The sequence below is a fragment of the Catellatospora chokoriensis genome (assembly GCF_011297315.1).
Lineage (GTDB): Bacteria > Actinomycetota > Actinomycetes > Mycobacteriales > Micromonosporaceae > Catellatospora > Catellatospora citrea.
The window spans coordinates 85,520-107,418 of record NZ_JAAOTI010000024.1 but is presented as its reverse complement, the minus strand read 5'-3'; the positions used below and the strand labels follow the sequence as shown (position 1 = coordinate 107,418).

The following is a 21,899-nucleotide window of genomic DNA, read 5'->3' as shown; positions in this document are numbered from 1 at the left end:
GACCCGATGCGTAATTGGGGCTGGGACGTGTTCGTCCCCGCCCCACCGGGCACTCACCGGGCCATGACCGGCCATTTCCCGTCGGCGGTGTCATACGCCCACCGGCGCACGCGGTCGGTGGGCAGATGCTGGACCTGTGGTGACGAGGGTGCGAGTCTCGGTGTGGCCGCAGACAATGTGGGGTCGTCGGGAGGACCTAGCGCGGATAGCCAAGACCATACCCGAGGCCCACCCTCATCAGCCCGACACACCGAAACGGGCTCAGGTTCGAACCCGTCTCCACCGATGATCAACCCACTGAACTTCTGCCTCGTGAAGCTCTACGGACGCGAGCATGCTGGAATATTGCATTGAACACGTCCTTGATGCCGTGCCCCGCCCGGTAATGGAGACATCTGATGGCGAGCCGGGACTGTGATCCAAACCGCTGAGCTTTGACCGATTCACGCAACGCCGGAGTACGACACCCTTCGGCCTGACCGATCGCCTTCCGCCATCGACCCACCGGCAGGAAGATATGCACCCAGAAAGAGGAACTGCGAGCGCGAGGACTCGGCTACTGTCTGCTGCAGCGCCGATCGAGTGCAAGGTGTCTGACCGGACCTGTGCCTGCCGGCCGGCTCGCACTGCGGTGGATGTTCAGCAGCCCGAGGGGACCGATCGATGACCGACATGGACGCGAGCACCTTCCTGGCTGAACTCGTCGAGGAAGACGCGGCGCGTGACATCGAGAAGGCGGTCAGCGCCCGACATTCGATCGCTCGCAGGTACGTCAAGCGCATCCGCCGCCGGAATCCGGATGCGACGCCGGCCGAAGTGATCAGAATGCTCGAGCGCCAGTACGTCGCAGCCATCAGTACCGCGGGTGCCGTCATCGCTGTCGGCGCGATAGCGGCCGATGTCGCGATCGCGATGATTCCCGGGGTGGGGGCCGCCGCGGCCGGTGTCAAGAGTGCGGGCCAGCAGGCGGCGAAGAAGGCGGGGAAGGAGGCAGCGAAGGTCGTAGTCAAGGAAGCCGCGAAGGCTGCTGCCAAGGAAGCGGCGCTCGGTGCTGCCAAGACAGGAGCTCAGCGAGTGGCAGGGCTTCTCCCGGCGGGCGATGAGCAGCTCCAGTTCGAGATCACGGCGATCTTCGGGCTCGCCCTTGCCGACATCCACAACATGAACCTCGACAAAGATCAAGCTCACGCCCTCATCTATGGCCTGTCGAACGACAGCGTCAGTCAGAAGCAGATCGCGACGATGGCAACTGACCTCGCGACTTTGTCGACGGGTGGTGCCGTTGGCGTCGGACACGCGATAGCCGCCGGTCGCAGCGACTGGTCGCATTGGGCGAACACGCTTGCGGACACGCTGCCCGGGGGCGCAGCGCAAAGCCTTGTTCGGACCATCCAGACCGGCCGGCTTGACACCGTGCGTCAGACCCTGACCGGGAAGCAGCAGACGGCGGTCGAATACGGAGTCGGGGCATTGGCAGGCGGGGTCACGCGCTTCCTGTTCGGCAAGAAGGTGGTCGAGGCAGCCCGGGTCGCGTTCGCTGATGCTCCGGACCACTTCCCGGCGCACTTGACTCTTCCGATGAAGGCGAAGCCCGATGACGATGACGTCGAGGCCGAACCGAACCGGGCGCTAGCGGCCTTGGAGCATGCAGCGAAGGCGACGGGCAACTGGATCTCCGATGCCGCCAATGTGGCGGGTGCGGGCGTAGCGACCGCGGCGGGTGTTGTTGCGCGGCCGTTCAGAAGCGTCGACCTGGACGGCGACGGCATCCCGGATGCGCCGCAGGCGCTGACTGCGGTGAAGGGTGTGGGCGGAGCGATCGCCGGGGCAGCCGGTGCGGTCGGCGGGGCAGCCGCTTCGCTGTTCAAGGGCAAGATGCCGGGACGCCAGGCCCCTGGTGCGGGCCAACATCAGATCGAAGACGCCTCGGCTGGTGCTGAGCAATAGACAGCGTGAGCAGTGCGGGCAGTGCTCGTTTCGTTCGATTCGCAGGTGTGGCAGTGCCAAGCTCAGAGGCTGGGATGGGGATCGAGACCCGGCGCTGGTCGCGTTGGAGCGGATGAAACGGCGACCGGGGCCTTCGCGGAGCTCGGGCCGGCGGTCCGGCGGTGGTCGCTGCCGCCGTCGGGGCGATGTCGGTGGAAAGTGCGGCCACGATGTCGAGCTCACCGTTGCCGTACTGGTTGCCGCGGCCGGCGGGGTCCTTGTCGGCGGCGGTGGCGGTGAGCCGGCGCACGATCTCGGTGGCGGGCAGCTGCGGGAACTTGGTCCGCAGCAGTGCCGCCGCCCCGGCGACGAGGGCGGTTGCGTGGGAGGTGCCGGTGCCGATGCCGCGCTGGTGCTGTTTGAACGCGGTGCTGATGTCGTCGCACGGTGCGGCGATCGCGACCTGGTCGCCGGTCACCGAAGTCGGGGAGTGGGCGCCGTTGCGGTCGACGCCGCCAACGGCGAGCACGCCGGGGTTGGCGGCGGGGTAGCCGAGGGTGCGGTTGCGGGGCAGGTTACCGACGCCGGCGACGATGACGACGTTCTTGCGCGGTGCGTCCTGGGCGGCTTGTTGCGCCTGTACTCTGCTGGAGTAGTAGATCGAGATCGGTGACAGTTCGGCGCAACCTACAGCAAACGTCGGTCCACAGGCTGGGGTAGCAGCCGCTACCCCTCCGTTCGCAACCGGGATGTCGGTGGCCGTAGGCTCAAGCGGTCTGATTGGGAGGTCGCTGTCATGCCGATCCGGGCCGTGTTCTTCGACGTCGGCGAGACGATCGTGGACGAAACGCGTGAGTACGGGACCTGGGCGGACTGGCTGGGCGTGCCCCGGCACACGTTCTCTGCCGTCTTCGGTGCCGTGATCGCCCGCGGCCTGGACTACCGGGAGGCGTTCCAGTTCTTCCGGCCGGGGTTCAACCTGGCAGAGGAACGTGAGCGCCGTGCCGCGGCAGGGCAGCCGGAGTCCTTCGGCGAGGAGAACCTGTACACGGACTCCCGTCCGTGCCTGACGGGCCTGCGTGAGCAGGGTCTGCTCGTCGGTCTCGCGGGAAACCAGACCGCCCGTGCCGAGATGATCCTGCGTGCCCTGAACCTGCCGGTGGATCTCATTGGCACGTCGGACGGTTGGGGCGTGGAAAAGCCGTCCACGGCGTTCTTCGACCGCGTCGTCAAGGAGGCGGGCTGTGCCCCGGAGGAGATCCTCTACGTGGGCGACCGGCTCGACAACGACGTGCGCCCAGCCCAGGAGGTGGGCGTCTCGACGGCCCTGGTCGTACGCGGGCCGTGGGGCTACATCCTTGACATACCGCAGGTGTCGGACCGCTGCCTGTTCCGCATAACGTCCCTGGCCGAGCTGCCGGAGCTGGTGCGCGCCTATAACGAGTCCGGCCGCTAGACCAGCGTTAGGGTGCCGATCCGTTCGTCCAGTTCGCGGCCCAGCGGGCTGTCGCCGAGCTGGGCCCGCACCTCGCGGACCCGGTTCAGGCCGGTGCCGTACCACTCCCGTTCGACGGCGTCCAAGGCCCGGTTGAGATAGTCGGCTTGCTGGTCGCCGTCACCAGCATGGCACGCGGCGAGGTCGGCAAGCACGACGCTGCGCTGCTTTCCGGCTTCCGGGCCGAGCAGGTCCAGGGCCGACGACAGCCGGACGGCCGCTTCGGCGCGGTCGCCGCCGATGAGAGCGGAGTACCCGGCGAAGGATTGCAAGCGGCCGGCATCGAAGAAGTCGAGCCAGGTCGGCGTCTCCACGTCCGCGGTGCCGGCGGTGTCCAGCGCTGCGGTGGCTAGGTCGATGTGGTGCCTGCTGGAGGCACCCGCCCCGGCGCGTGCCTCAGCCTCGGAGGCGGTGCAGTGCAGCCAGGCGCGCACCGCCGGGTGCACACCATGCCAGGTGTGCTGGCGGGCAGCGTCCAGCAGCGACCGCGCGTGCTCGGGCTGATGCCCGAAGATCGGCACGAAGGCCATGTGCCCGATGACGGCGACGGCGAGGCTGTGGTCACCGGCCTCGCGGGTGGCGCTGAGCGCCACGTCGAAGCAGCGGTCGGCGATGGCGGGCCGACCGAGGTCGAAGAATGCCAGGCGCGCGGTGAGTAGCGCGGACTCGGCCAGTGACGTGGCGAACGCGGTCTTAGCGCTGCCGGTCGATCCGCGAACGAGGTCGAGACCGAGCTGGGTGTGTGCGTATGAGGCTTCGTAGAGTGGCCGCGCCGGGCTCGACCAGTACATCTTCCGGTGGCAGGCAGCGATCGTCGAGTATGCGGCGGGGTCGCCGGCCGGCAGCGCCGCCTCGGCGGCGTCCGGGGCGAGCGCCAGCAGCGGGCTGATCATGGGCAGCGCGCCGAGGCCGAGGATTCCGCGAAGTACCTGAGAACGGCTGACGCCGTCCGATGATTCGCCAGTCATGATCTCGCACAGTCTCCTGAACTCGGCGATGGTCTCAGCCTCGGGACGGACGTCCAATTCCTCCGGCGTGAGCAACCCTAGCTCGGTCGCGGGCTTGCTGAAGATCGTGACGAGATGCTTGCGGTATCGCGGATCCGGCCACCGCTCGCCGGTCTCCCAGCGGCGCACGGTGTTTGCCGACAGGCCCGTGTCGGTCTCCTGGCAGCGGCTCATCTCCGTGCGGATCCGGTCCGCAACCTCGTCATAGGACCAGCCGCGCTGCAGCCGCTCCCAGGACAGGAGTCGGTTAGGTGGGTGGCGTCGGTCTGCCATGCGATGAAGGTACGCCTCGCGACCTGGGTGGGGCAGTGGTGGTTGCGAATGGACGGGTGACGGACGGTACCGGCCTCCGTCGATCTGTCGTTGACTCGTCCTCACCGTGCGGCTACCGCCTGCTACGGGCGCACCCATGACTGAGCACATCGGCGAACACCCGAGGGAGGGCACGTTGCCGACCATGCCCGCCAGCACCTGGCAGGTTCCTGAGACCTGCGGCTGGAACGACTACGTGAGCGAGGCTGACCAGGCACTCGCCGGCGCGGGGTGGACAGTCCTGCGCCCTGGCCTCTGTCACGACGGCCCGTCTCCCGTCGCAGCATCGCGGACTGCCTGGACCGGCGTTGCCCCGGCGATCGTTCACCTGCACTGGCCGGAGAAGCTGGCCGCCGCCCTGGAGCCCGAGACCGCCCTGGAACTCCTCGGCGAGCTGCGCCGGGCGGGCGCCCGGATCGTGCAGACGCTGCACAACCTCACGCCGCACGAGTCACAGCCGGCACTCGCCCGATTCCGGGCGGCAGTCGACGCGATGACGGACGGGGTCCACTTCTTCAGCGCCGAGCACGAGCTCCTGGCTCGCGAGCACCGACCGGGTCTTCCTCGGTCGGTGCTGCACCTGCCGCATCCCCGTTACAGCACGCCGGGGCCGGTGGTTTCGATCGGCTGCTTTGGGCGTCTGCGGCCGTACAAGCGCACCGTCGAGTTCGCGTCGGCGGTCCTCGCGGGCAAGGACGAGCTGCGCTTGCTCGTGGCAGGCAATCCCGACGATGTTGATACGCACCGTCGCCTGAGCGTGATCGCCGAGTCGGATCATCGGCTCGACTACCGCCCCGACTTCCTGTCGATCACGGACTTTCGTGCTCTGCTGACAACGGTGGAGTGGGTTGCCCTGCCGTACCGGCAACTGCACTCCAGCGGAGTACTCGTGGAGGCGCTGCAGGCGGGCCGACGTGTGCTCAGCGTCGCGCCGGTAGGCGGCACAGCGCTCTACGGTGCATACCCCCCAGATCACTGGCTGGCGTTGCCGGCGTGGGACGACCAAGCCGCGCTTCGCGCCTGGCGCTCAGCAGTCGGAAGTAGCCGCGTCACGCTTCCCAGCTGGCCCGATGCCATATCGGCGGTCATTGGCTTCTACGAGGCCGTCATCGCAGCTCCACCTCGCCCTTGAGAGCCGCCAGCGACGCCGAGTCGGCTCCACCTCGCCCGTTTCCGAAACCTGATCTCATCTGAGGAGTTTCCATGCCATTTCCTGTTCCCCTTCACGCCCCCGCGACCAGGGGCGAACCGTTCGACTTCGGCACCCACGCCAACGACTTCCTCGTCAAACGCGAGCAAGCGCGGGCCACCGAGACATTCCTGGTGCGCGTCCCCGGCCTGGGCGCCGTGCCCGAGCACGCCCACTCCGACATGGAGCAGACCTTCGTCTTCCTGTCGGGGGTGGGCACGGCCACCCTCCGTCACGCCGGCGAGCAGGTCTCCTACGTGTGTCTGCCCGGCGACACGGTCTTTGTGCCGATCGGCTGGCACCACTCGGTGGCCGCGGACTGCCTGGAAGGCGTCACGTACGTGACCGTCAACTCGTTCCTGCCGGACGCCGAGCGGGTCGGCGGGACCGCTGTAGCCCACGCCGAGGAGGTGAACACGGCGTTTGCGCGAGCGTTCGCAGCTGGCCGCCCCGAGCGTGCGGTCGACGAGACGACGCTGTTCCGCTGCGCGGAGGCGGCGTTCCGCGGGGACGGCCCGTCGGGAGCCTGGGTGCAGGACTACACGTCGCTAGTCACAACCTTGACCGCATCACCCGACGGATACCGCGTCGACCGGATCGGGCCGTTCGAGATCGCGCGGACGGTGACGCCGGTGGGACAAGTTCTCACGTGTTCGCTGGCCGACGAGATCCACGCGGCAGTGGCGGGCCTGGCTCCAGTCGTCGTGGAGGGGTCGCAGTCGCCGCTGTCGGTCAAGCCGCCCCACGCGGGATCGGATCTCGATCTGCTGGTGGTCGTCCGCCACCCGGACGAACTCGCACTCGCGTCGAAGACGGTGCGAGCTCTCGACACGGTCACCGAACGGATCCCGGTGCCGCTGGCGGTCGGCATGGTGTTCGAGCCCTGGCTGACCCTGCCCGGCTTCTACTCCGCAGTCAGCATCGACCCCGGCCACCAGGACCGGCAGTGGTACATCGCCGCCGGGCCTGAGCGGCTCGCCGAAGCGACCCGCCGGCTCAAGGCCGGCCTCGCTACCGTGCGCGACCAGGGCCGGATGAGCGACATGTTCAGGGCCACGGTGGAGCTGGCCGGGCAGGACCACAGCCTGGTCCGGGAATGGCGGGTGACACCGCGCTGGCGCGGACTCGACGTGCTGGAGCCGTTGCCGTGACCAGGCATCCAGAGCTGACCAGCTGGATCTCCGAGGTCTCGACCAAGTGGCTAGCAGACGTGGCCACTACCGCGAACCTGTGGGAGGCGATCGAAGGTTCGGGAGCGGAAGCGCCGCCGGCGGCCGTCGCAGCGCAGACCCCAGGGCCGCTGCTATTCCCGCTGCTCTACCACCATCGCCCCCGCATCACCTCCGCGCTGTTCCATCAGATGGTCGACGCCTGTCAGGAGGCGCGCCGCAACCAGCGACGCCTCTGCCTCGTCGGCGCGGCCGTCGGCCGAGGCGAGCCCGTCGAAGACGCCTCCTACGACCTCACCGTGATCTGCGACGTCCTCAACGACGAGGGCTGGCCAGCCGATCTGGGCGGAGAAGTCGCCGAACTCGACGACTGCGCCCGGCACCTGGCAGCACGTGCACGGCGCACCTCCTATACCCGCCGCGCCACCGACCTGCCCGACCTGCTCATCTCCGCCGCGTATGACGCGGTCGGTGCGTCTGCGGTGTACCTGGGCGAGGGTGTGAACGGCGGGCGCTGCATAGGGCGCCTGCCGACCGTGGCTCCGCTCGGCCGACTGCACACACCTGGTGACCCGTTCGCGTCCGCACCCGAGGCTGCCAAGCTAAGGCCCGCTGGCTATGACCAGGTCTGGGGCGCTGCCTTCACCCTCGGCGAGACGAACACGTCGGCGGTGACCGACGACGAACGCCCAGATGTCGTACATAAGGTCCGGCAGCGGCTGGAGCCGACGTGGCGTGCGTTGCGCCGTGCCGGCCTAACCGCCCACAGCGGCCTCGCGCCCTCAGACAGCCGCCGTGTGGTCGCCTCGGGCGAGCGCCGGGCAAAGGTCGCAGTCCCGTTGTTTGGCGCGCGGACGATTTCAGCACCGACCATTTCGCTGGTCAAGGCCACGGCAGCGCTCGGTGAGGTAACGCTCGTGGTTGACGACCTCACGCCCCTGCTGCTGTATCGCTCGGCCGACGCAGCAGCGATCCGCGCCGGATTCAGGCAGCTCGCAGCCCGCACGGGTGGCCAGGTGTCGTTCCTTGGTGATCTCGACGCGACCGTTCTCCAAGAGCGCATCCAGGAGGTGCTCGAACGCTTGACCATGGCGGAGCTGATCGCCGCATCGCCGCACGGCAAGCCCGGACGCTCCCGACCGACCTTCACCGGCTACGACGCGATCCACCTGGCGATCATGGCCGTGGCCTGTGGTCTACACGACGGCTCGGCGCTCGCTGCCCAGGCGGCGAACGTCCCGGCCGTCCGCGCTCTGTCCCACCTGCACGGCATCGACTCGCTGGTGGTGCGCTCAGGACCGGCGGGTCCGGTTCGCGATCACGAGTTCCGGCTCGACGCCGCCTGGCTTTCCTCACCTACAGAAAATGGAGCCGATCATGACCGTTGACCTCCTGGAAATCGCACTGCGCGATCCGCAACCCGGTGCTGCGCTCGTCGTCGAGCGCAGCGACGGCCACCGCAGTGTCACCGACCTGGCCTGGTGGCGTCGGGATCCGGCCGCGCGACCACCCACGGACACCGAGATCCTGGACTGGGTGAAGCCGGGCCAGGCCGTCGCGGACGTCGGTTGCGCCACCGGCCGCCACCTGGAGATCCTGCGCGGCCGCGGCATCACCGCTGTCGGCGTGGACTCCTGCGCGACCGCCGTGGCGTTCGCCACGGCCCACGGGCTCATCGCGATCCACGCCGACGCCACGGTGTGGTTCCCGCCAGAGCCGGTCGACGTGATTACCGCGCTCGGCGGGGGTCTCGGCATCTGCGGCACCCTCGACCAGCTCGGCGACTGGCTCGCTCACCTGGCCCGGTGGGTCGGGCCTACCGGCCGCCTGCTCGTCACCAGTGTCGACTGGCGCGGCCCTGGCCACGCGGCCTGGGGTGAGGCGGCGCAAAGCCGCGACGCGTACCCCGGTGAGGTCACCTTGCGGCTGCGCTACCGAGACCAGGTCGGCGACTGGTTCCCCTGGCTCTGGGTGGATCCGCCGACGCTTCACGTCCACGCCCAGAAGGCGGGGCTGACCATGGTGAAGACGATGGCGTGGGGCGCGAAGTACGCCGCAGAACTGCGCAAGGAGCCCCTGCCATGATCCTGCGCGTCATCGTCGGGGCGGCAGGCCAGCTCGGTGCTGCCATCACCACCGCCTCGGCGCGGGCGGGTGACCGCACGCTCGCCGTCGACCCGCTCATCACCGAGGCCCCGCCAGGCATCGAAGTGCTCCGAGCTGGCGTTGGATCCCCGTCCTTCGCCGACGCGCTCGATGCGGCGCTGGCCGGCGCGACCCGGGGTGAGCTGATCCTCGCCGGTGGCCGCGTTCCGCCACTAGTCCGGGTACCCGACGCCACGAGCCACCACGTGGAGGCGGCGCTTGCCGACATCGTGGCCACATTCCAGGCGCTGTCGGTGTTCGCCGAGTCCGTCAAATCGGCGGCGATCGGCGGGTCGATGCTGCTCATCAGCACAGTTGGCGCCCGTCGCCCGCACCGCTACATGGCCGGCTACGACGCGGCGCGGGCAGGCATGGAGAGCCTGGCCCGATCCTTCGCGCTGGCGTACGCCCCGCACGGGATTACCACCCGCGTGCTCGCCGTCGGTCCCGTTGCCGAATCGGCCACCAGCCGAGCTGACGGCGACCTGACCGACGCCTTGGTCCGGCTCGTGCCGTTGGGCCGCTATCCGCGCCTGGACGAGGTCGCCAATGCGGCGATCACGGTCGCGTCGGCGGCGCTCGACTGCGCCAACGGCCACACCATCACCCTGGACGGTGGGCTGACCGTGCAGCTGCGCCCAGTCGACATCGAGCGCGCCCCGGCATGAACGGGACGCGACGGATACGCGTTTGAGCCACCAACCCACAGATCGGGTACCATCACAGCACTGGCCGGTGTCATCCAGGCGTCGCGCTGCGGTACCCGCACCCGATTCATTTTCTGGTGAGGACCGCAGTGACCATCGATTTCAGCACCATTCGCCAGCCACTCTCGCCGGTGGAACCCGGCAGCGTAGCGTCCATGATCGCTTCGCGGAGCAACGACTACCGCCTGCCCACCGCCAGTCAGGCACAGCTCAGCGTCGTCGTACCGATACGCAACCGCGCCTTCGTGATCACCCACGTTCTGGATGCGCTCGCCGCGAGCGAGGGCGTGGAACTGGAGGTCATCGTCGTCGATGACGCCAGCGACGACGACGGGGCGTTTCGCGCTGCCGCGCATTCCTCCCGACCGACCGTGATCAGGCTGACGGAGGCGGTCGGTTCGTCGGTCGCCCGCAACGTCGGGACCGTCCTCGCATCCGCGCCGACCGTCGTCTACGTCGACGGCGACATGATCTTGCCACCGCTTACCCTGCACGAGCTGGCGGTGCGCGCCGCCGACGACCTGATCTTGCTCGGCTTCCGCCAGCACGTGCCCGCCGCGGCCCTCGCCGCTGGTCCACTCATGCCGACCAGCATCGACCTTGACCAGGACCCTCGGGTGAGCACCGTCTTTCCCTCAGGCGTCCTGCCGTTCAGCGGCACAGTCCTCGATAGCCCACAGCGCTGTCGGCTGCTGGACGAGACCGACGAACTGCGCGGACTCGGTCACGGGCGATGGGTAGGTGACTGGTCACTTCCCCGGACCGTGATCACCGCCCTCGTGGCGATGCCACGGGAGGCAGTCCTCGACGTCGGCGGCTTCCACCCTGGCTTCCATGGCCTGTGGGGAGCCGAGGACGCGTACGTCGGGGCCAAGCTCGTCGCTGCGGGCTGCAAGGTCGTGCCGGTGCGCAGCGCGGTCGGGCTGCACGTGGACCCGCCGGAGACCCAGCCAGAAAACGGCAGGAAGCAGAACAGCCTGCCCCGTACCGTGGCGTTCTACCGCTCGCTGCTGGCACAGCCGATGCCAGTCGGCGGCAGCACGTGGCTGCGCGCACACGTGCAGGCACAGCTAGACCAGGCCACCGTCATCCGCGGTGACCGCGCACTGACCCGTACCACGAGTTGAATCGATCCGAGGTGACATCCGTGACCGACCTGACCATGCAGGACGCGCTATCCCGGCTCTCCGCCTACTGGGGTGGACTGGGCTGCCTGACCGTGCAACCGATGAACACCGAGGTCGGAGCGGGCACTCTCAACCCGGCCACCGCGCTGCGGGTCCTGGGCCCGGAGCCATGGAAGGTCGCCTACGTCGAGCCATCGGTCCGCCCTGACGACGCCCGATACGGCCAGAACCCGAACCGGATCCAGTGCCACACCCAGTTCCAGGTGATCCTCAAGCCGGAGCCCGGCAACGCGCAGGAGCTCTACCTCGGCTCCCTGCAGGCACTGGGCATCGACATCACCAGGCACGACGTGCGGTTCGTAGAGGACAACTGGGCCTCGCCGGCGCTGGGCGCATGGGGTCTGGGCTGGGAAGTGTGGCTCGACGGCCTAGAGATCACCCAGTTCACATACTTCCAGCAGGCCGGCGGCATCACGCTCAACCCTGTGTCGGTCGAGATCACCTACGGCATGGAGCGCATCCTCATGGCGCTGCAAGGGGTACGCCACTTCAAGGACATCACGTACGCGCCCGGCATCAGCTACGGCGAAGTGTTCGGGCAGGCCGAGTACGAGATGTCCCGCTACTACCTCGACGACGCCGACGTGCCCACCAACCGGGAGCTACTGTCGGCGTACGCGGCCGAGGCCCAGCGGATGGTCGATGCCGGGCTGTCGGTCCCCGCGCACTCGTTCGTGCTCAAAATGTCGCACGCGTTCAACGTCCTCGACGCCCGCGGCGCCGTGTCCACCGCCGACCGGGCCAGCGAGTTCGCTCGCATGCGCCGCCTGTCCAACGCCGTCGCCAAGCTGTGGATCGAGACCCGGGAGAAGGAGGGCTTCCCGCTCGTGCAGGCCGCGCCACCGACGATGACGGCCACCACTTGGTGCGAGCTGCCCAAGCAGACCGGACCGCAGCTGCTCGTCTTCGAGATCGGCGTCGAGGAGATGCCGCCCGCCGAGGCCCGCGACGCGCGCCAGCAGGTCGAAAGCGCGCTGACCGCACGGCTCACGGCAGGTCGGCTTCCGCACGGTGAGGTCCGGGTCCACGCCACGCCACGGCGCATCACGGCCATCGTCGCCGACGTCGCCGAGCGGGAGACCGACGCCGTCACCACCGTGCGTGGCCCGCGCATCTCGGTCGCGTTCAAGGACGGCACACCGACACCGGCCGCCCAGGGGTTCGCCCGCTCCAACGGCGTCAGCGTGGACGCCCTGGCCACCACCGTCGTCGACGGCGTCGAGTACGTCTGCGTCCAGCGTGAGGAACCCGGCCGCCCGGCCGTCGATGCCCTCGCCGAGAGCCTGTCTACGGTCGTGGGTGGCCTGCGGTCGGCGAAGAACATGCGGTGGAACGATCCGGAGCTGGCGTTCACCCGGCCGATCCGCTGGCTGCTGGCCATGTGGGGCAGCGAGCCGGTCCCAGTCACCAACTCACATCTGCGAGCCGCCACCGAGACGCGGCTGCACCGCAACGCGGACCACCCGACCGTTGTCGTCGACTCGGCAGACGCCTATCTTCCTGCGCTGCAGGCGGCGGGCATCCTACTCGACGAGACCGCTCGTAGGCAGGTCATCGTTGACGCGGCCCGCACCGCGGCTGCGAAGGTTGGCGGCAGCATCGATGTCGTCGGCGAGTCAGCGCTGCTCGACCAGATCACGTTCCTCGTCGAGCAGCCGACCGCGATCCTGGGCGACTTCGACCCCGGCTACCTGAGCCTGCCCGACGCCATCCTCACCACAGTGATGCGAAAGCACCAGCGCTACCTGCCCGTGCGCGATGCCAAAGGGCGGCTCCTGCCGCACTTCGTCGTCATCGCCAACGGTGTGATCGACCCGGCGACCGTCCAGGCGGGCAACGAGGCCGTGCTGCGGGCACGGTTCGAGGACGCGGCGTTCTTCCACCGCGCAGACCAGGCGGTCTCGATCGCCACGATGCGCGAACGGCTGCAGCGGCTCACCTTCACCGACAAGCTCGGCTCCATGGCCGAGCGAGCCGACCGCATCGCTGGTCTCGCCCAAGTGCTCTCGTCCGGCTTGGCTATGGAGGACGGTGATCGGGCAACATTGAAACGGGCCGCGCAGATCATCAAGTTCGACCTCGGGTCGCAGATGGTGACGGAGATGACCAGCCTCGCTGGCGTCATGGGCCGCGAGTACGCGCTGCACGCCGGCGAGGCCACCGCCGTTGCCGCCGCGATGCTCGAGGCTGAACTGCCGCGTTATGCCGACGACCAACTCCCGCAGAGCACGCCGGGTGCGTTACTGGCCCTGGCCGACAAGGTCGACTCGCTGATCGGCCTGGCCGCAACGGTTGGCCTGCCGACCGGCAGCAGCGACCCGTTCGCGCTGCGCCGCGCCGCCGTCGGCGTGATCGCGATCCACCGCGCCACGCCGGCCCTCGCCGGGCTGTCCCTGCGTCACGCCTTCACCGAAGCCGCCCGGCTACAGCCCGTCCCGGTTACGGGCGAGACGCTCGACGCAGTAGCCGAGTTCGCGGCCCGGCGGCTGGAGCAGCAGCTGCTGGACGAAGGGCATGCCTTCGACCGGGTGCGGGCCGTCATCATCCACGCCGACCAGCCCAGCACCGCCGATCGAACGTTGCACCAGCTGGCCGACCTAGCCGAAACCGCGGAGTTCGGGCGGCTCGCCGCGGCGCTGCAACGCGCCCGGCGCATTTCAACGACCGGCGGCACAGAGTACGCGCCTGGCAGCCTGACGGAGCCAGCCGAGCTGCAACTGCATGCGGCTGTCACAAGCGCAGCTGGCAGGCTTCCTGAGCGCCCCGGCCTCGACGACCTCGTGGCCGCCAGCGGCGCCCTGCCCGCCGCGGTGGACACGTTCTTCGACGACATTCTGGTGATGGCAGAGGACCCTCAGGTGCGGACGCGCCGCCTGAGCCTGGTTGGTGCGGTCGCCGCGCTCGGCGACGGCGTGCTCGACTGGCAGGCCCTCCGGCTGTAACACCAGGACGAGCTGAGCGCCGAGGGGTACCGCAGAGCCGCCATGATGTGCGGCTCTGCGGTCCCGCGACTCCGCCCGTCCAGCACATTGATCAACGCATCGTCGCGCGTGACCTCGATGCCGCGGTTGCGCAGCTCGCCAATCAGCTCGGCTTCCCGCTCGACGGGGATGTTCAGGAAGTCTCCGTTGAGTGCGGTGAAGTCGCTACTGCCGAACCGGGCTTGCAGGTCTTCGGGCAGCAGGTCGAATGCCCTGGCGGTCACCATGGGCGGCCAGTCGCCTTCGACCACGCAATTGACCTCGTTGATGTCGAACGCGGCGTCGTCGGGCTCCTCGTTCGGGTCGTCGTCGGGGTCGTCGAAGGCGACCGGGTTGCTCACGTGGCGGGTCTGCAGGCCACGGGCCTCGCCCCACGTCGTTGCTGTGGCGATGGCCTCGATTTCCGCGGCTTCGGCAGCGGCGGTGGTGGCGTCGGCAAACGCCAGGCTGTCGTGCAGCTGGGCGTGGCCGTATACGAGCCGGATCGGCTCCTGGGAGGCAGTGCTGGTCATGGCGGAACCGTAGCGGAAAAGGATCTTCGGGGCCTGCCCCAAGCGGGCAACGTTCCGGCAGCTCTTGTCGCATGCCAGGGCGAAATTGATCTCCGTTCGGCCGGGGTCGCGCCGCACCTAGATGAAGGTGTGTTCCAAGTGGTTGATCAACCTCGGCAAGTACGGCCAGTGATGACGCCGTAATCGAGTGAGCCGCCGTCGCCGGGTTAGTATTCGAAGGCCGCCCGGTCGAGGCGCTGCGCGAAGTCCAGCGACTGCGCAACCAGGCCGTTGATCTGCCTGTCGAGGGCGCCGGCGCACCACACGGCGGCCTCGGCGGTGGTGGTGTCGTCGTCGGGTACGCCGATCGCCGGGCGCAGGGGAGTCCATGCTGCGGTGATGTCGCCGACGGCGTCGCGGATGTCGCGGTCGGCTGCCCGCAGGTCGCGCGGGTCCACGTCGTATCCGGTGCCGGTCATCGCCGCGCCTTGCCGTCGAACAGTTCGATGGTCACAAGGGCCCAGGTGTCGTCGTGGAGTCCGATCGCCCCGTGTCGCAGCGTGTAGTCGTCCTTGATCCAGCATCCGTTGACGCTGACCTCGGGGCCGCGCTCGAAGTCGGGGCAGCGCGTCCACCCGGCCGACCGTGCCCGCTGGTCGTAGGCGGTGACCGCGTCGGTGGGCGAGGTTTTGAGTTCGTAGGTGACGATCCAGGTGTTGTACGAGGCTTGCAGGCCAGCTTCTTGGAAGCCACGGCCGGTCTCGGTCCAGCCGGGCGGTGCCAGGGCCGTGATCTGCTTATCTCCGGCTTCGCGCGTGCTGTCATCGCCCGAGCAGGCAGTGCCGCCGGCGGTGAGGATCACCGCGACGGTGAGCGCGGCCAGGATGCGTCGGATGTTCACGGGCGCCTCCTGCGGGCCATCAGGACACCGGTGACCGTCGCGCCCACGAGCAGCAGCAGGCACACCGCCACGGCGGTGACCAGCACGCCTGCCGCCGGCGTCGGGTTGGGCTCTGCTGCTGGGGCATTCGCTGTGGTCGGGCCGGGCGGTCCGGCGGTGATCGCCGCCGCAGTCGGGGCGGTGTCGGCCGAAAGTGCGGCCACGAGGTCGAGCACGCCGTTGCCGTACTGGTCGTCGCGGCCGGCGGGGCCCTTGTCGACAGCGGTGGCGATGAGCCGGCGCACGATCTCGGTCGCGGGCAGCTGCGGGAACTTGGTCCGCAGCAGTGCCGCCGCCCCGGCGACGAGGGCGGTCGCGTGGGAGGTGCCGGTGCCGACGCCGCGCTGGTGCTGTTTGAACGCGGTGCTGATGTCGTCGCACGGTGCGGCGATCGCGACCTGGGCGCCGGTCACCGACGTCGGGGAGTGGGAACCGTTGCGGTCGACGCCGCCGACGGCGAGCACCCCTGGGTAGGCGGCGGGGTAGCCGACGGTGCGATTGCGGGGCAGGTTACCGACCCCGGCGACGATCACGACGTTCTTGCCTACGGCGTCCTGGACGGCCTGTTCAAGGACGAGGTCCCGGGTGTCGTAGGCGACCGACAGCGACAGCACGGTGGCGCCGTGCTCGACCGCCCAAGTGATTGCTTGGGCGGTGGCGGTGCTGGACCCGGACACGCCGGTGGCGGCACGCACCGACATGACGCGCGCCGCGGGGGCGACGCCGCGGATGCGGCCGTGGCCGACGATGAGCCCGGCCATGGCGGTGCCGTGGCCGTCGGTGTCGAGCAGCCCGTCGCTGCCGCCACCGCGGCTGAAGTCGGCGCCGGCGACGACGGAGCCTTTCAGATCCGGGTGGGTGGCGTCGACGCCGGTGTCGATGACCGCGACGGTGACACCGGCACCTTTGTTGATCTGGTGTGCCTGTGCCAGGTGCAGGAAGTCGACGTACCACTGGCCGTCGGAGATCGGGTCGGCGGCCTGGGCGGGGGTTGCCGACAGGGCGCACGCGCCGATGAGCGCGGCGGCCGCCGCAGCGCAAAGTCGAGTTCTGATGGTCACGAGGGATTTCCGATCTGCGGCGGATGCTGACGTTGAGGTCGTCGGCCCACGGCGGCCAGTTCGAGCGCACTTGTCCATTTGCGCAACACAGTTGGTCAACGCCGGATCCGCCTTGACGGCGAAACGGATCTCCTGCCCTGCTCCGCAGGAGATCCGTTTCCTCCGGTCGTAAACGACCAGGGTTCCATGGAGGAGCGCGCTGGACCGAAAGCTAGACGGGTACGCCATAGGTGAGGAGATATGCCCACAGGTGATACTGCGACAAGCGGTCGCGACGGTCGACGGATATCCACTGGCGTTGAGCAGCTCGCAATGCTGCCGACGTGTGGATCCCAACGCTTGTCGCTTGGTAAAAGCCAGCCATGATTTCGCCGGTGGCCGCGTCGTCGATGTAATGCAGAGCCCCCACAATGTTAACGGCGCCGCGGATCTGGAACGCCAGAGGGAAGCCGCCGAGTTCTCCGCCGGAGTCCGCACGGATGTCCGTGTTGCAGGATGCGCCCACGACCAGTGCGGGAATGTACCACCGAAGCACGTGGCCGGTGGTCAGCCTTTCTCCGCTGGGCAACTTCTTGGCCTGTGTCCACCCGTCGCTTCCCCGCATTCCGTGCACTGCGAGAGCAAGCAGTCCGGCTGAGCGGCCAACCGTTGGGTCAGCCAGCAGATGGTCGATGTCGCCTAGGGTCTGTGCGGCCCGAACGGCTGGATGGTGCCGCACCAGAGCCTGCCATTCGGTCTCGGTGTGGCGCAGGCGCTGAGTGTCGTAGACGCCGACCTCAACTCCGCCGCTTGCGTCACGTCGAGCTGCGGCCAGGTTTTCGAGCGTCTGAAGCGATTGAGCGACCGCGACGATGGCGCGGTCGAGAACTAAGCCTCCCGCAACCCGCAGGGCCGTGAACGGCACGGCCAGCAGTCCGGTCGGCACTACCGCCAACGGAAGCGGCAGGTCTTCGCTTGCAGACGACAGCGCCTCAATGAGCGGAGCAGGGAGCAGGACGTCAGTAAGGAACGCCACTCGGCCGAAGAACTCGTCCGGGTTGGGGTCGGGTGATAGCTCGGGAAGCCAGGCCGGTGCGGGCACGATGTCGAGGTAAAGCTGCAGTGGCTCGCCGGTCGAGGGGCGCAGAGCGAGATGCCGCAACACTTGGCAATTGTCATTGTCTTTGAGTAGGACCAGCGATAGTACGGCGCCGGGGCCATCGCTGTAGAGTGCCTCGGCGGCTGCTCTCACGGTGTACCGCGAGACAGTCCCGGGATCGAATAATGTGCGTGCGATCGGCCCGAGTACTTGGCCGACAACGTCGAGCGTGCCGCTCAGCTGGTCGGCGAGGTTGCTGCCCCGGGTTTGTGCGTCCATATCCGCACTGTCGCCACCGCGCTGGCCAGTGGATGGCTCGTCGTCGGTCGAGGTCTCCGTCGGGCTGTCGATGTCGGCGACTTTGGCGCCGATCGCAGCGATGAGTTGCTCTGCTAGACGTGCGATCTCCAGGGGCATACCGTCGTCACTGGCCATTGCGTAGAGTACGGTGCCGACCAGGTCGCGCCTGATTACTTCGGTGGTGGCATCTACCGCGGCAGCGTTCTGCAGCTCAACGGCCAGCTCTAGAGTCTCCGTGAGCCACCGTCGGTACAGCCGGTCCAGCACGGCGCGCTGGCCGGGACTACCACAAGCGGTGAACCGGCGGGCAATCCCGGGAAGACACGCCATCCGAGCATTGAGTTCATCATCGGCCGAACAGGAGCCGTCGTTCAGACGGCGAAGGTTGCGTAACGCATATCCATGGATCTGGTGTGCTTCGACGACAGCTGCGGCGTCCAGTGGCACGGTCGACCTGCCCGGTTCGGTAAGAGTCAGCCCGTTCGCCGAATCGGCTGCGCGCACCGTGGCCTCCGACCATGCACGCCGTGCCGTGGCCACATCGCCGGCGGCACGGGCCGCGTCGCCGTGACGTAGATGCCAGCGGGCAATGCCAAGATCGAGGTGGGCGGCATCGACGGTCGGCGCGTCGTCTCGGAGTACGCGCAGCCGGTCTAGCACAACCACGTCGGTGGGGTCGCCATATTGGGCAGCCTTGACCGCGGTGCGACGCCGTCCCGCAACCCTCAGGAAACTGTCACTGCACTCCAGTAGATCACGGCCGATGGAGTGTGGATCGCGGGAGCCGTTGAGAGCTTCGAGTTCAATGCGGCGGAACTTCACCGCGACGTCGCCATTTACCCCGATGTCGGCCCAGGCCGCGTCGGCGACGTCGAGCCAAGCGGCCGCCTTCGCACGTGCGGCTGGGTCGAACTGGGCCCGACCGGATTCCAGCAGATACCGCGCGAGTTCGTAGGCGTCATTACCGATAGCCGTCGCATCAGCCTGTCGCGCCGCATCGATCAGACCGGGCAGTGCGCCCAGAACCGCGGCAGGATCGTTCTCGTTCACCGGCATCGCTAGCAGCTTAAATCGGCCAGCGATGCGCTCCCGGCGCAACTGTGTTGCACGATCCCAGTCGTCGAGAGCGACGGCTGACGCAGCGGCTGACGTCAGATACCGCAGGTAGACCCGCCGGTCCTCGGCATTGTCCGCGAACTCGCGTTGCTTGGCTTGCAGGCTGAGTGCGGTGGTGAAGTCGCCGAGTGTGCGGGCGAGCAAAGACCGCTCACCATACGCTTGGCAGCGAAGCATAGGCAGGTCGCTGATCCGCTCCGTCACCACGAGGGCATCGTCGAGATGTGCTGCTGTTTTCTCATACCGCCGCAGCATCCGGGCCGCGGCCGCGATCCGGTTATGCGCCCGAAACTCGAGCACCGCGCTCATCTGAGCGGCCAGCGGCAACCAAGTTGCGGCGGAAGTGGCGGCCGCGAGTTCGTGAGACGGCGCGTCCGCGTTGACGATCGGTGCGGTCCGCAGCAACGCCAGCGCCTGCAGCGCGACTGCTAGTGACTCCTCATAGCGGTGCGCGTTGCGTAGCAGGGTTGCGTCTGCCATCAATGCCCAGGACTCGAACTCTGGACCGAGCGCAGCCCCGGCCTCGACGGCGCGCCGCACGCCTGCCCGGGCCTCCTCGAGGGACTGGTTGCCAGTGTCGATCCGCTTGTACGTGCCGTAGGCCTGGAGTTCGCCGAGCAGCGCCCAAACGTTGCCGACCGAATCATCGCGGAGGTCGGCGTGGGCTAATAGTGCCCGACCCGCGGTGTACCGCGCCTGTAGATCGGGTCGGCCTGGAGGCAGGCCGGCAATGTCCCGGTCGATCGGGGTGGAAACGATCGGGCTGGTAAGGAGGCAGATCTGGGCCAGCACAAATGGTGCCGACACTGGATCGGGTTGGTCCACCAGCTGGTTGACGAACTCGCGCCACACTGCGCGTGCCGTGCCTACATCGTGTGTTTCAGCGGCCATCGCGGCTCACCTCCGCGACGATGGCTGGCGTGAGAATCATGCCGGTACTCCTATCGAGCTCGGCGGCGCCGACCAGCATGGCGTCCGTTCGATCGATGGCGACCGGGACTGTGATAGTGCCCGCCTCGCTTGTCCGCACCAGGGCGGTCACGCGATGCACGTTGTCGGCGATGCTGCCAGCGACAACGAGACTGACCGTGATCGTGCTGGTCACCACATCTAGAGCCACATTGATCTTGACTGGCGGGTCGTAATCCTCGCGCACCCTGCCGTGCAACTGCTCGAAAGCTTCATCCGGAAGCTCGAACCTGGCGTGCGTGCCGTGCTGGTCCTCGCCGCGGACCCCGGTGCTCGCAGCAGCCAGCTCGGCCTCCCACACGATTCGCACCAGGTCGAGCTCCGCCGCATCGAAAGCGCTCCTGCGCGAGACGCCGGCCTCGGCAAGCAGGGCGGTCAGTCGGCTTTCAACATAGTCATCTGTCATTGCATCGACTTGCTCGTCTACGCGTCGTAGCGCCTCCCGGACTGCGTCGGCAGCCTTCTGCCGTGCGCTTTCGGTAAGTCTGGTGCGCGGCTCGTTGCTGTTCACGGCTGTTCCTCCTCAACGTCGTTCGGCTGTTCGACCGCCCTAGCGGAGTGCGTTTGTGGCGCCACCAGGTCCTGCAGTCTTTTGCGGGCGTGCCGGATTGTGGACCGAACTGTCTTCTCATTGGCGCCCAGCGAAGCGGCGATTTCCGGGCCCGAGAGGCCTTCCAGCACCAGGTTCATGACCTTGCGCCGTGCCGGCGTTAGTGTCGCTAGCAGATCCGCTACCCACTGATCGTCCATCCATTGTTCGAGGTCGGACAATGTGCCATTCGAGGCATCCGCGATCGTGTCGGACGGCTTCGCTCGACGCAGGGCCAACCGAGCTTCACTCTCCGTCCGGTTTACGACCGCGCGAACGAAGTAAGGCAAGGGGGCTTCGATGTGGTCCCACTTTCCGCGTTTGATCTGTCGAGCGAAGACCTCGTGGACCACATCCTCGGCTTCGCACCTGTCGAGCCCCCACCGTACGAGCGCAGCGCCTGCGGCACGTACGAGGTCGCGATAGTGGGAGCGGTAGAAGTCCTCGAACCAGTCCGGTATACCGTTTTGCTGGGCCTCCGCTTCCAAAGGTCCCTCCACTGGTCGGCGGGGCGCCGTTGGCCCCTCTATGTTGGAGACTCCGTGCGATGCTCGACTGTGCACCGTCGGAGAGGCGTTTCTGCCGAGCGTCCTAACGACCACCCGCCGCGCTTGGCCGCCCTGACCGCTCATAGCCAGCGCGATAACCACCAGGATGACGACTGCCGCGATCGCAACGACTGTGACCGTGATAGAGCGCGTCGACGCGTACAAGCCGCCCACGCCGGCGAACACCGCGTTGATCCAGACGGTTGCGATTCCTAATTCGCGGCCCCGGCCGTTCGTCGACCGGCTTTTCCCGGAGCGCACCATAGCCATACCTCCGCCACCTCGTCGATCAGGTACCTGACGCACTTATAGACCGTGGTTCGGCCCGATCTGTGCATGCGCGTCGGCGTCGCGCTTCCGACGCCGCCAATCGGCGGTAGCACAGCGGGCACCTGACGGTGTTGGGCCCCTCGTCGACGACGGCCGAAATGTGACCCCGAACTTCATAGATCGGCTCCGCGCGTGGTGGAAGAATCGTTCGACGAGGTTCAACCAGCTGGCTCCCGTCGCGGCGAGATGCAGGTGGTTCCGCGGGTTTGGCTGCAGTTGCCGTTCGACCGCGGCGGTCTTGCGGGCGGCGAAGTGATTCATGATCAGGTGCACGTCGAGGACTGCCAGCTTGCCGATAACGGGCAGGATCACCGTCTGCGCTGAGCGTTCACCGGTCCGAGCGATCAGGCGTGAGGACA

At 68.0% G+C, this 21,899-nt stretch carries 19 protein-coding genes; 10 read left to right on the top strand and 9 right to left on the bottom strand.

Going from position 1 to position 21,899, the window contains the following annotated elements:
• Window positions 1–663: 663 nt before the first annotated feature.
• Window positions 664–1,947, top strand: a complete 1,284-nt coding sequence (locus tag HAV39_RS30425; RefSeq protein ID WP_191842608.1) for a hypothetical protein — start codon at window positions 664–666, stop codon at window positions 1,945–1,947.
• Here the strand turns inward: HAV39_RS30425 and HAV39_RS30420 are convergent.
• Window positions 1,865–2,821 (bottom strand): S8 family serine peptidase, encoded by a 957-nt coding sequence (locus tag HAV39_RS30420; RefSeq protein ID WP_191842607.1) that lies wholly within the window; start codon window positions 2,819–2,821, stop codon window positions 1,865–1,867. The two genes, HAV39_RS30425 and HAV39_RS30420, sit on opposite strands and share 83 nt — an antisense overlap.
• On the opposite strand from HAV39_RS30420, the gene HAV39_RS30415 reads away from it, so the two are divergent.
• Complete coding sequence (locus HAV39_RS30415; protein WP_191842606.1) at window positions 2,723–3,382, top strand: HAD family hydrolase; 660 nt, start codon at window positions 2,723–2,725, stop codon at window positions 3,380–3,382. The two genes, HAV39_RS30420 and HAV39_RS30415, sit on opposite strands and share 99 nt — an antisense overlap.
• On the opposite strand, the gene HAV39_RS30410 is transcribed toward HAV39_RS30415, so the two are convergent.
• Entirely contained in the window at window positions 3,379–4,839 is a 1,461-nt protein-coding gene (locus tag HAV39_RS30410) for a helix-turn-helix domain-containing protein (protein WP_239120643.1), read from the bottom strand. The two genes, HAV39_RS30415 and HAV39_RS30410, sit on opposite strands and share 4 nt — an antisense overlap.
• Between HAV39_RS30410 and HAV39_RS30405 the strand changes: the two genes are divergently transcribed.
• From HAV39_RS30405 to HAV39_RS30375, 7 genes are all read left to right on the top strand, one after another.
• On the top strand, window positions 4,838–5,872 hold the full coding sequence (locus tag HAV39_RS30405; RefSeq protein ID WP_239120644.1) for a glycosyltransferase family protein: 1,035 nt from the start codon (window positions 4,838–4,840) through the stop codon (window positions 5,870–5,872). The two genes, HAV39_RS30410 and HAV39_RS30405, sit on opposite strands and share 2 nt — an antisense overlap.
• Before the next feature lie 71 nt (window positions 5,873–5,943).
• The gene (locus HAV39_RS30400; RefSeq protein WP_191842605.1) at window positions 5,944–7,080 is read left to right on the top strand and encodes a cupin; all 1,137 of its coding nucleotides are present in this window, start codon (window positions 5,944–5,946) and stop codon (window positions 7,078–7,080) included.
• Window positions 7,077–8,486: a hypothetical protein gene (locus HAV39_RS30395; protein WP_191842604.1), complete on the top strand. Its 1,410-nt coding sequence runs from the start codon at window positions 7,077–7,079 to the stop codon at window positions 8,484–8,486. The genes HAV39_RS30400 and HAV39_RS30395 overlap by 4 nt, the downstream gene beginning before the upstream one ends.
• On the top strand, window positions 8,476–9,183 hold the full coding sequence (locus HAV39_RS30390) for a class I SAM-dependent methyltransferase (protein WP_191842603.1): 708 nt from the start codon (window positions 8,476–8,478) through the stop codon (window positions 9,181–9,183). Before HAV39_RS30395 ends, HAV39_RS30390 begins: the two co-directional genes overlap by 11 nt.
• On the top strand, window positions 9,180–9,911 hold the full coding sequence (locus tag HAV39_RS30385) for an SDR family oxidoreductase (protein ID WP_191842602.1): 732 nt from the start codon (window positions 9,180–9,182) through the stop codon (window positions 9,909–9,911). Before HAV39_RS30390 ends, HAV39_RS30385 begins: the two co-directional genes overlap by 4 nt.
• 128 nt (window positions 9,912–10,039) lie before the next feature.
• On the top strand, window positions 10,040–11,077 hold the full coding sequence (locus HAV39_RS30380; RefSeq protein ID WP_239120645.1) for a glycosyltransferase: 1,038 nt from the start codon (window positions 10,040–10,042) through the stop codon (window positions 11,075–11,077).
• Between the two features lie 20 nt (window positions 11,078–11,097).
• Entirely contained in the window at window positions 11,098–14,079 is a 2,982-nt protein-coding gene (locus HAV39_RS30375; RefSeq protein WP_191842601.1) for a glycine--tRNA ligase, read from the top strand.
• Here HAV39_RS30375 and HAV39_RS30370 read toward each other — a convergent pair.
• From HAV39_RS30370 to HAV39_RS30340, 7 genes are all read right to left on the bottom strand, one after another.
• Window positions 13,992–14,630, bottom strand: a complete 639-nt coding sequence (locus HAV39_RS30370; RefSeq protein WP_191842600.1) for a hypothetical protein — start codon at window positions 14,628–14,630, stop codon at window positions 13,992–13,994. The two genes, HAV39_RS30375 and HAV39_RS30370, sit on opposite strands and share 88 nt — an antisense overlap.
• 206 nt (window positions 14,631–14,836) lie before the next feature.
• Window positions 14,837–15,088 (bottom strand): hypothetical protein, encoded by a 252-nt coding sequence (locus HAV39_RS30365; protein WP_191842599.1) that lies wholly within the window; start codon window positions 15,086–15,088, stop codon window positions 14,837–14,839.
• Complete coding sequence (locus tag HAV39_RS30360) at window positions 15,085–15,510, bottom strand: hypothetical protein (protein ID WP_191842598.1); 426 nt, start codon at window positions 15,508–15,510, stop codon at window positions 15,085–15,087. The genes HAV39_RS30365 and HAV39_RS30360 overlap by 4 nt, the downstream gene beginning before the upstream one ends.
• Window positions 15,507–16,610 (bottom strand): S8 family serine peptidase, encoded by a 1,104-nt coding sequence (locus tag HAV39_RS30355; RefSeq protein ID WP_191842597.1) that lies wholly within the window; start codon window positions 16,608–16,610, stop codon window positions 15,507–15,509. Before HAV39_RS30355 ends, HAV39_RS30360 begins: the two co-directional genes overlap by 4 nt.
• 211 nt (window positions 16,611–16,821) lie before the next feature.
• On the bottom strand, window positions 16,822–19,995 hold the full coding sequence (locus tag HAV39_RS30350; RefSeq protein WP_191842596.1) for a CHAT domain-containing protein: 3,174 nt from the start codon (window positions 19,993–19,995) through the stop codon (window positions 16,822–16,824).
• The gene (locus HAV39_RS30345; protein ID WP_191842595.1) at window positions 19,985–20,584 is read right to left on the bottom strand and encodes a hypothetical protein; all 600 of its coding nucleotides are present in this window, start codon (window positions 20,582–20,584) and stop codon (window positions 19,985–19,987) included. Before HAV39_RS30345 ends, HAV39_RS30350 begins: the two co-directional genes overlap by 11 nt.
• Complete coding sequence (locus HAV39_RS30340; RefSeq protein WP_191842594.1) at window positions 20,581–21,480, bottom strand: RNA polymerase sigma factor; 900 nt, start codon at window positions 21,478–21,480, stop codon at window positions 20,581–20,583. Before HAV39_RS30340 ends, HAV39_RS30345 begins: the two co-directional genes overlap by 4 nt.
• A gap of 192 nt (window positions 21,481–21,672) precedes the next feature.
• Between HAV39_RS30340 and HAV39_RS30335 the strand changes: the two genes are divergently transcribed.
• A complete protein-coding gene (locus tag HAV39_RS30335; protein ID WP_191842593.1) occupies window positions 21,673–21,864 on the top strand; it encodes a hypothetical protein in 192 nt (63 codons plus the stop codon).
• The last annotated feature ends 35 nt before the right edge of the window (window positions 21,865–21,899 follow it).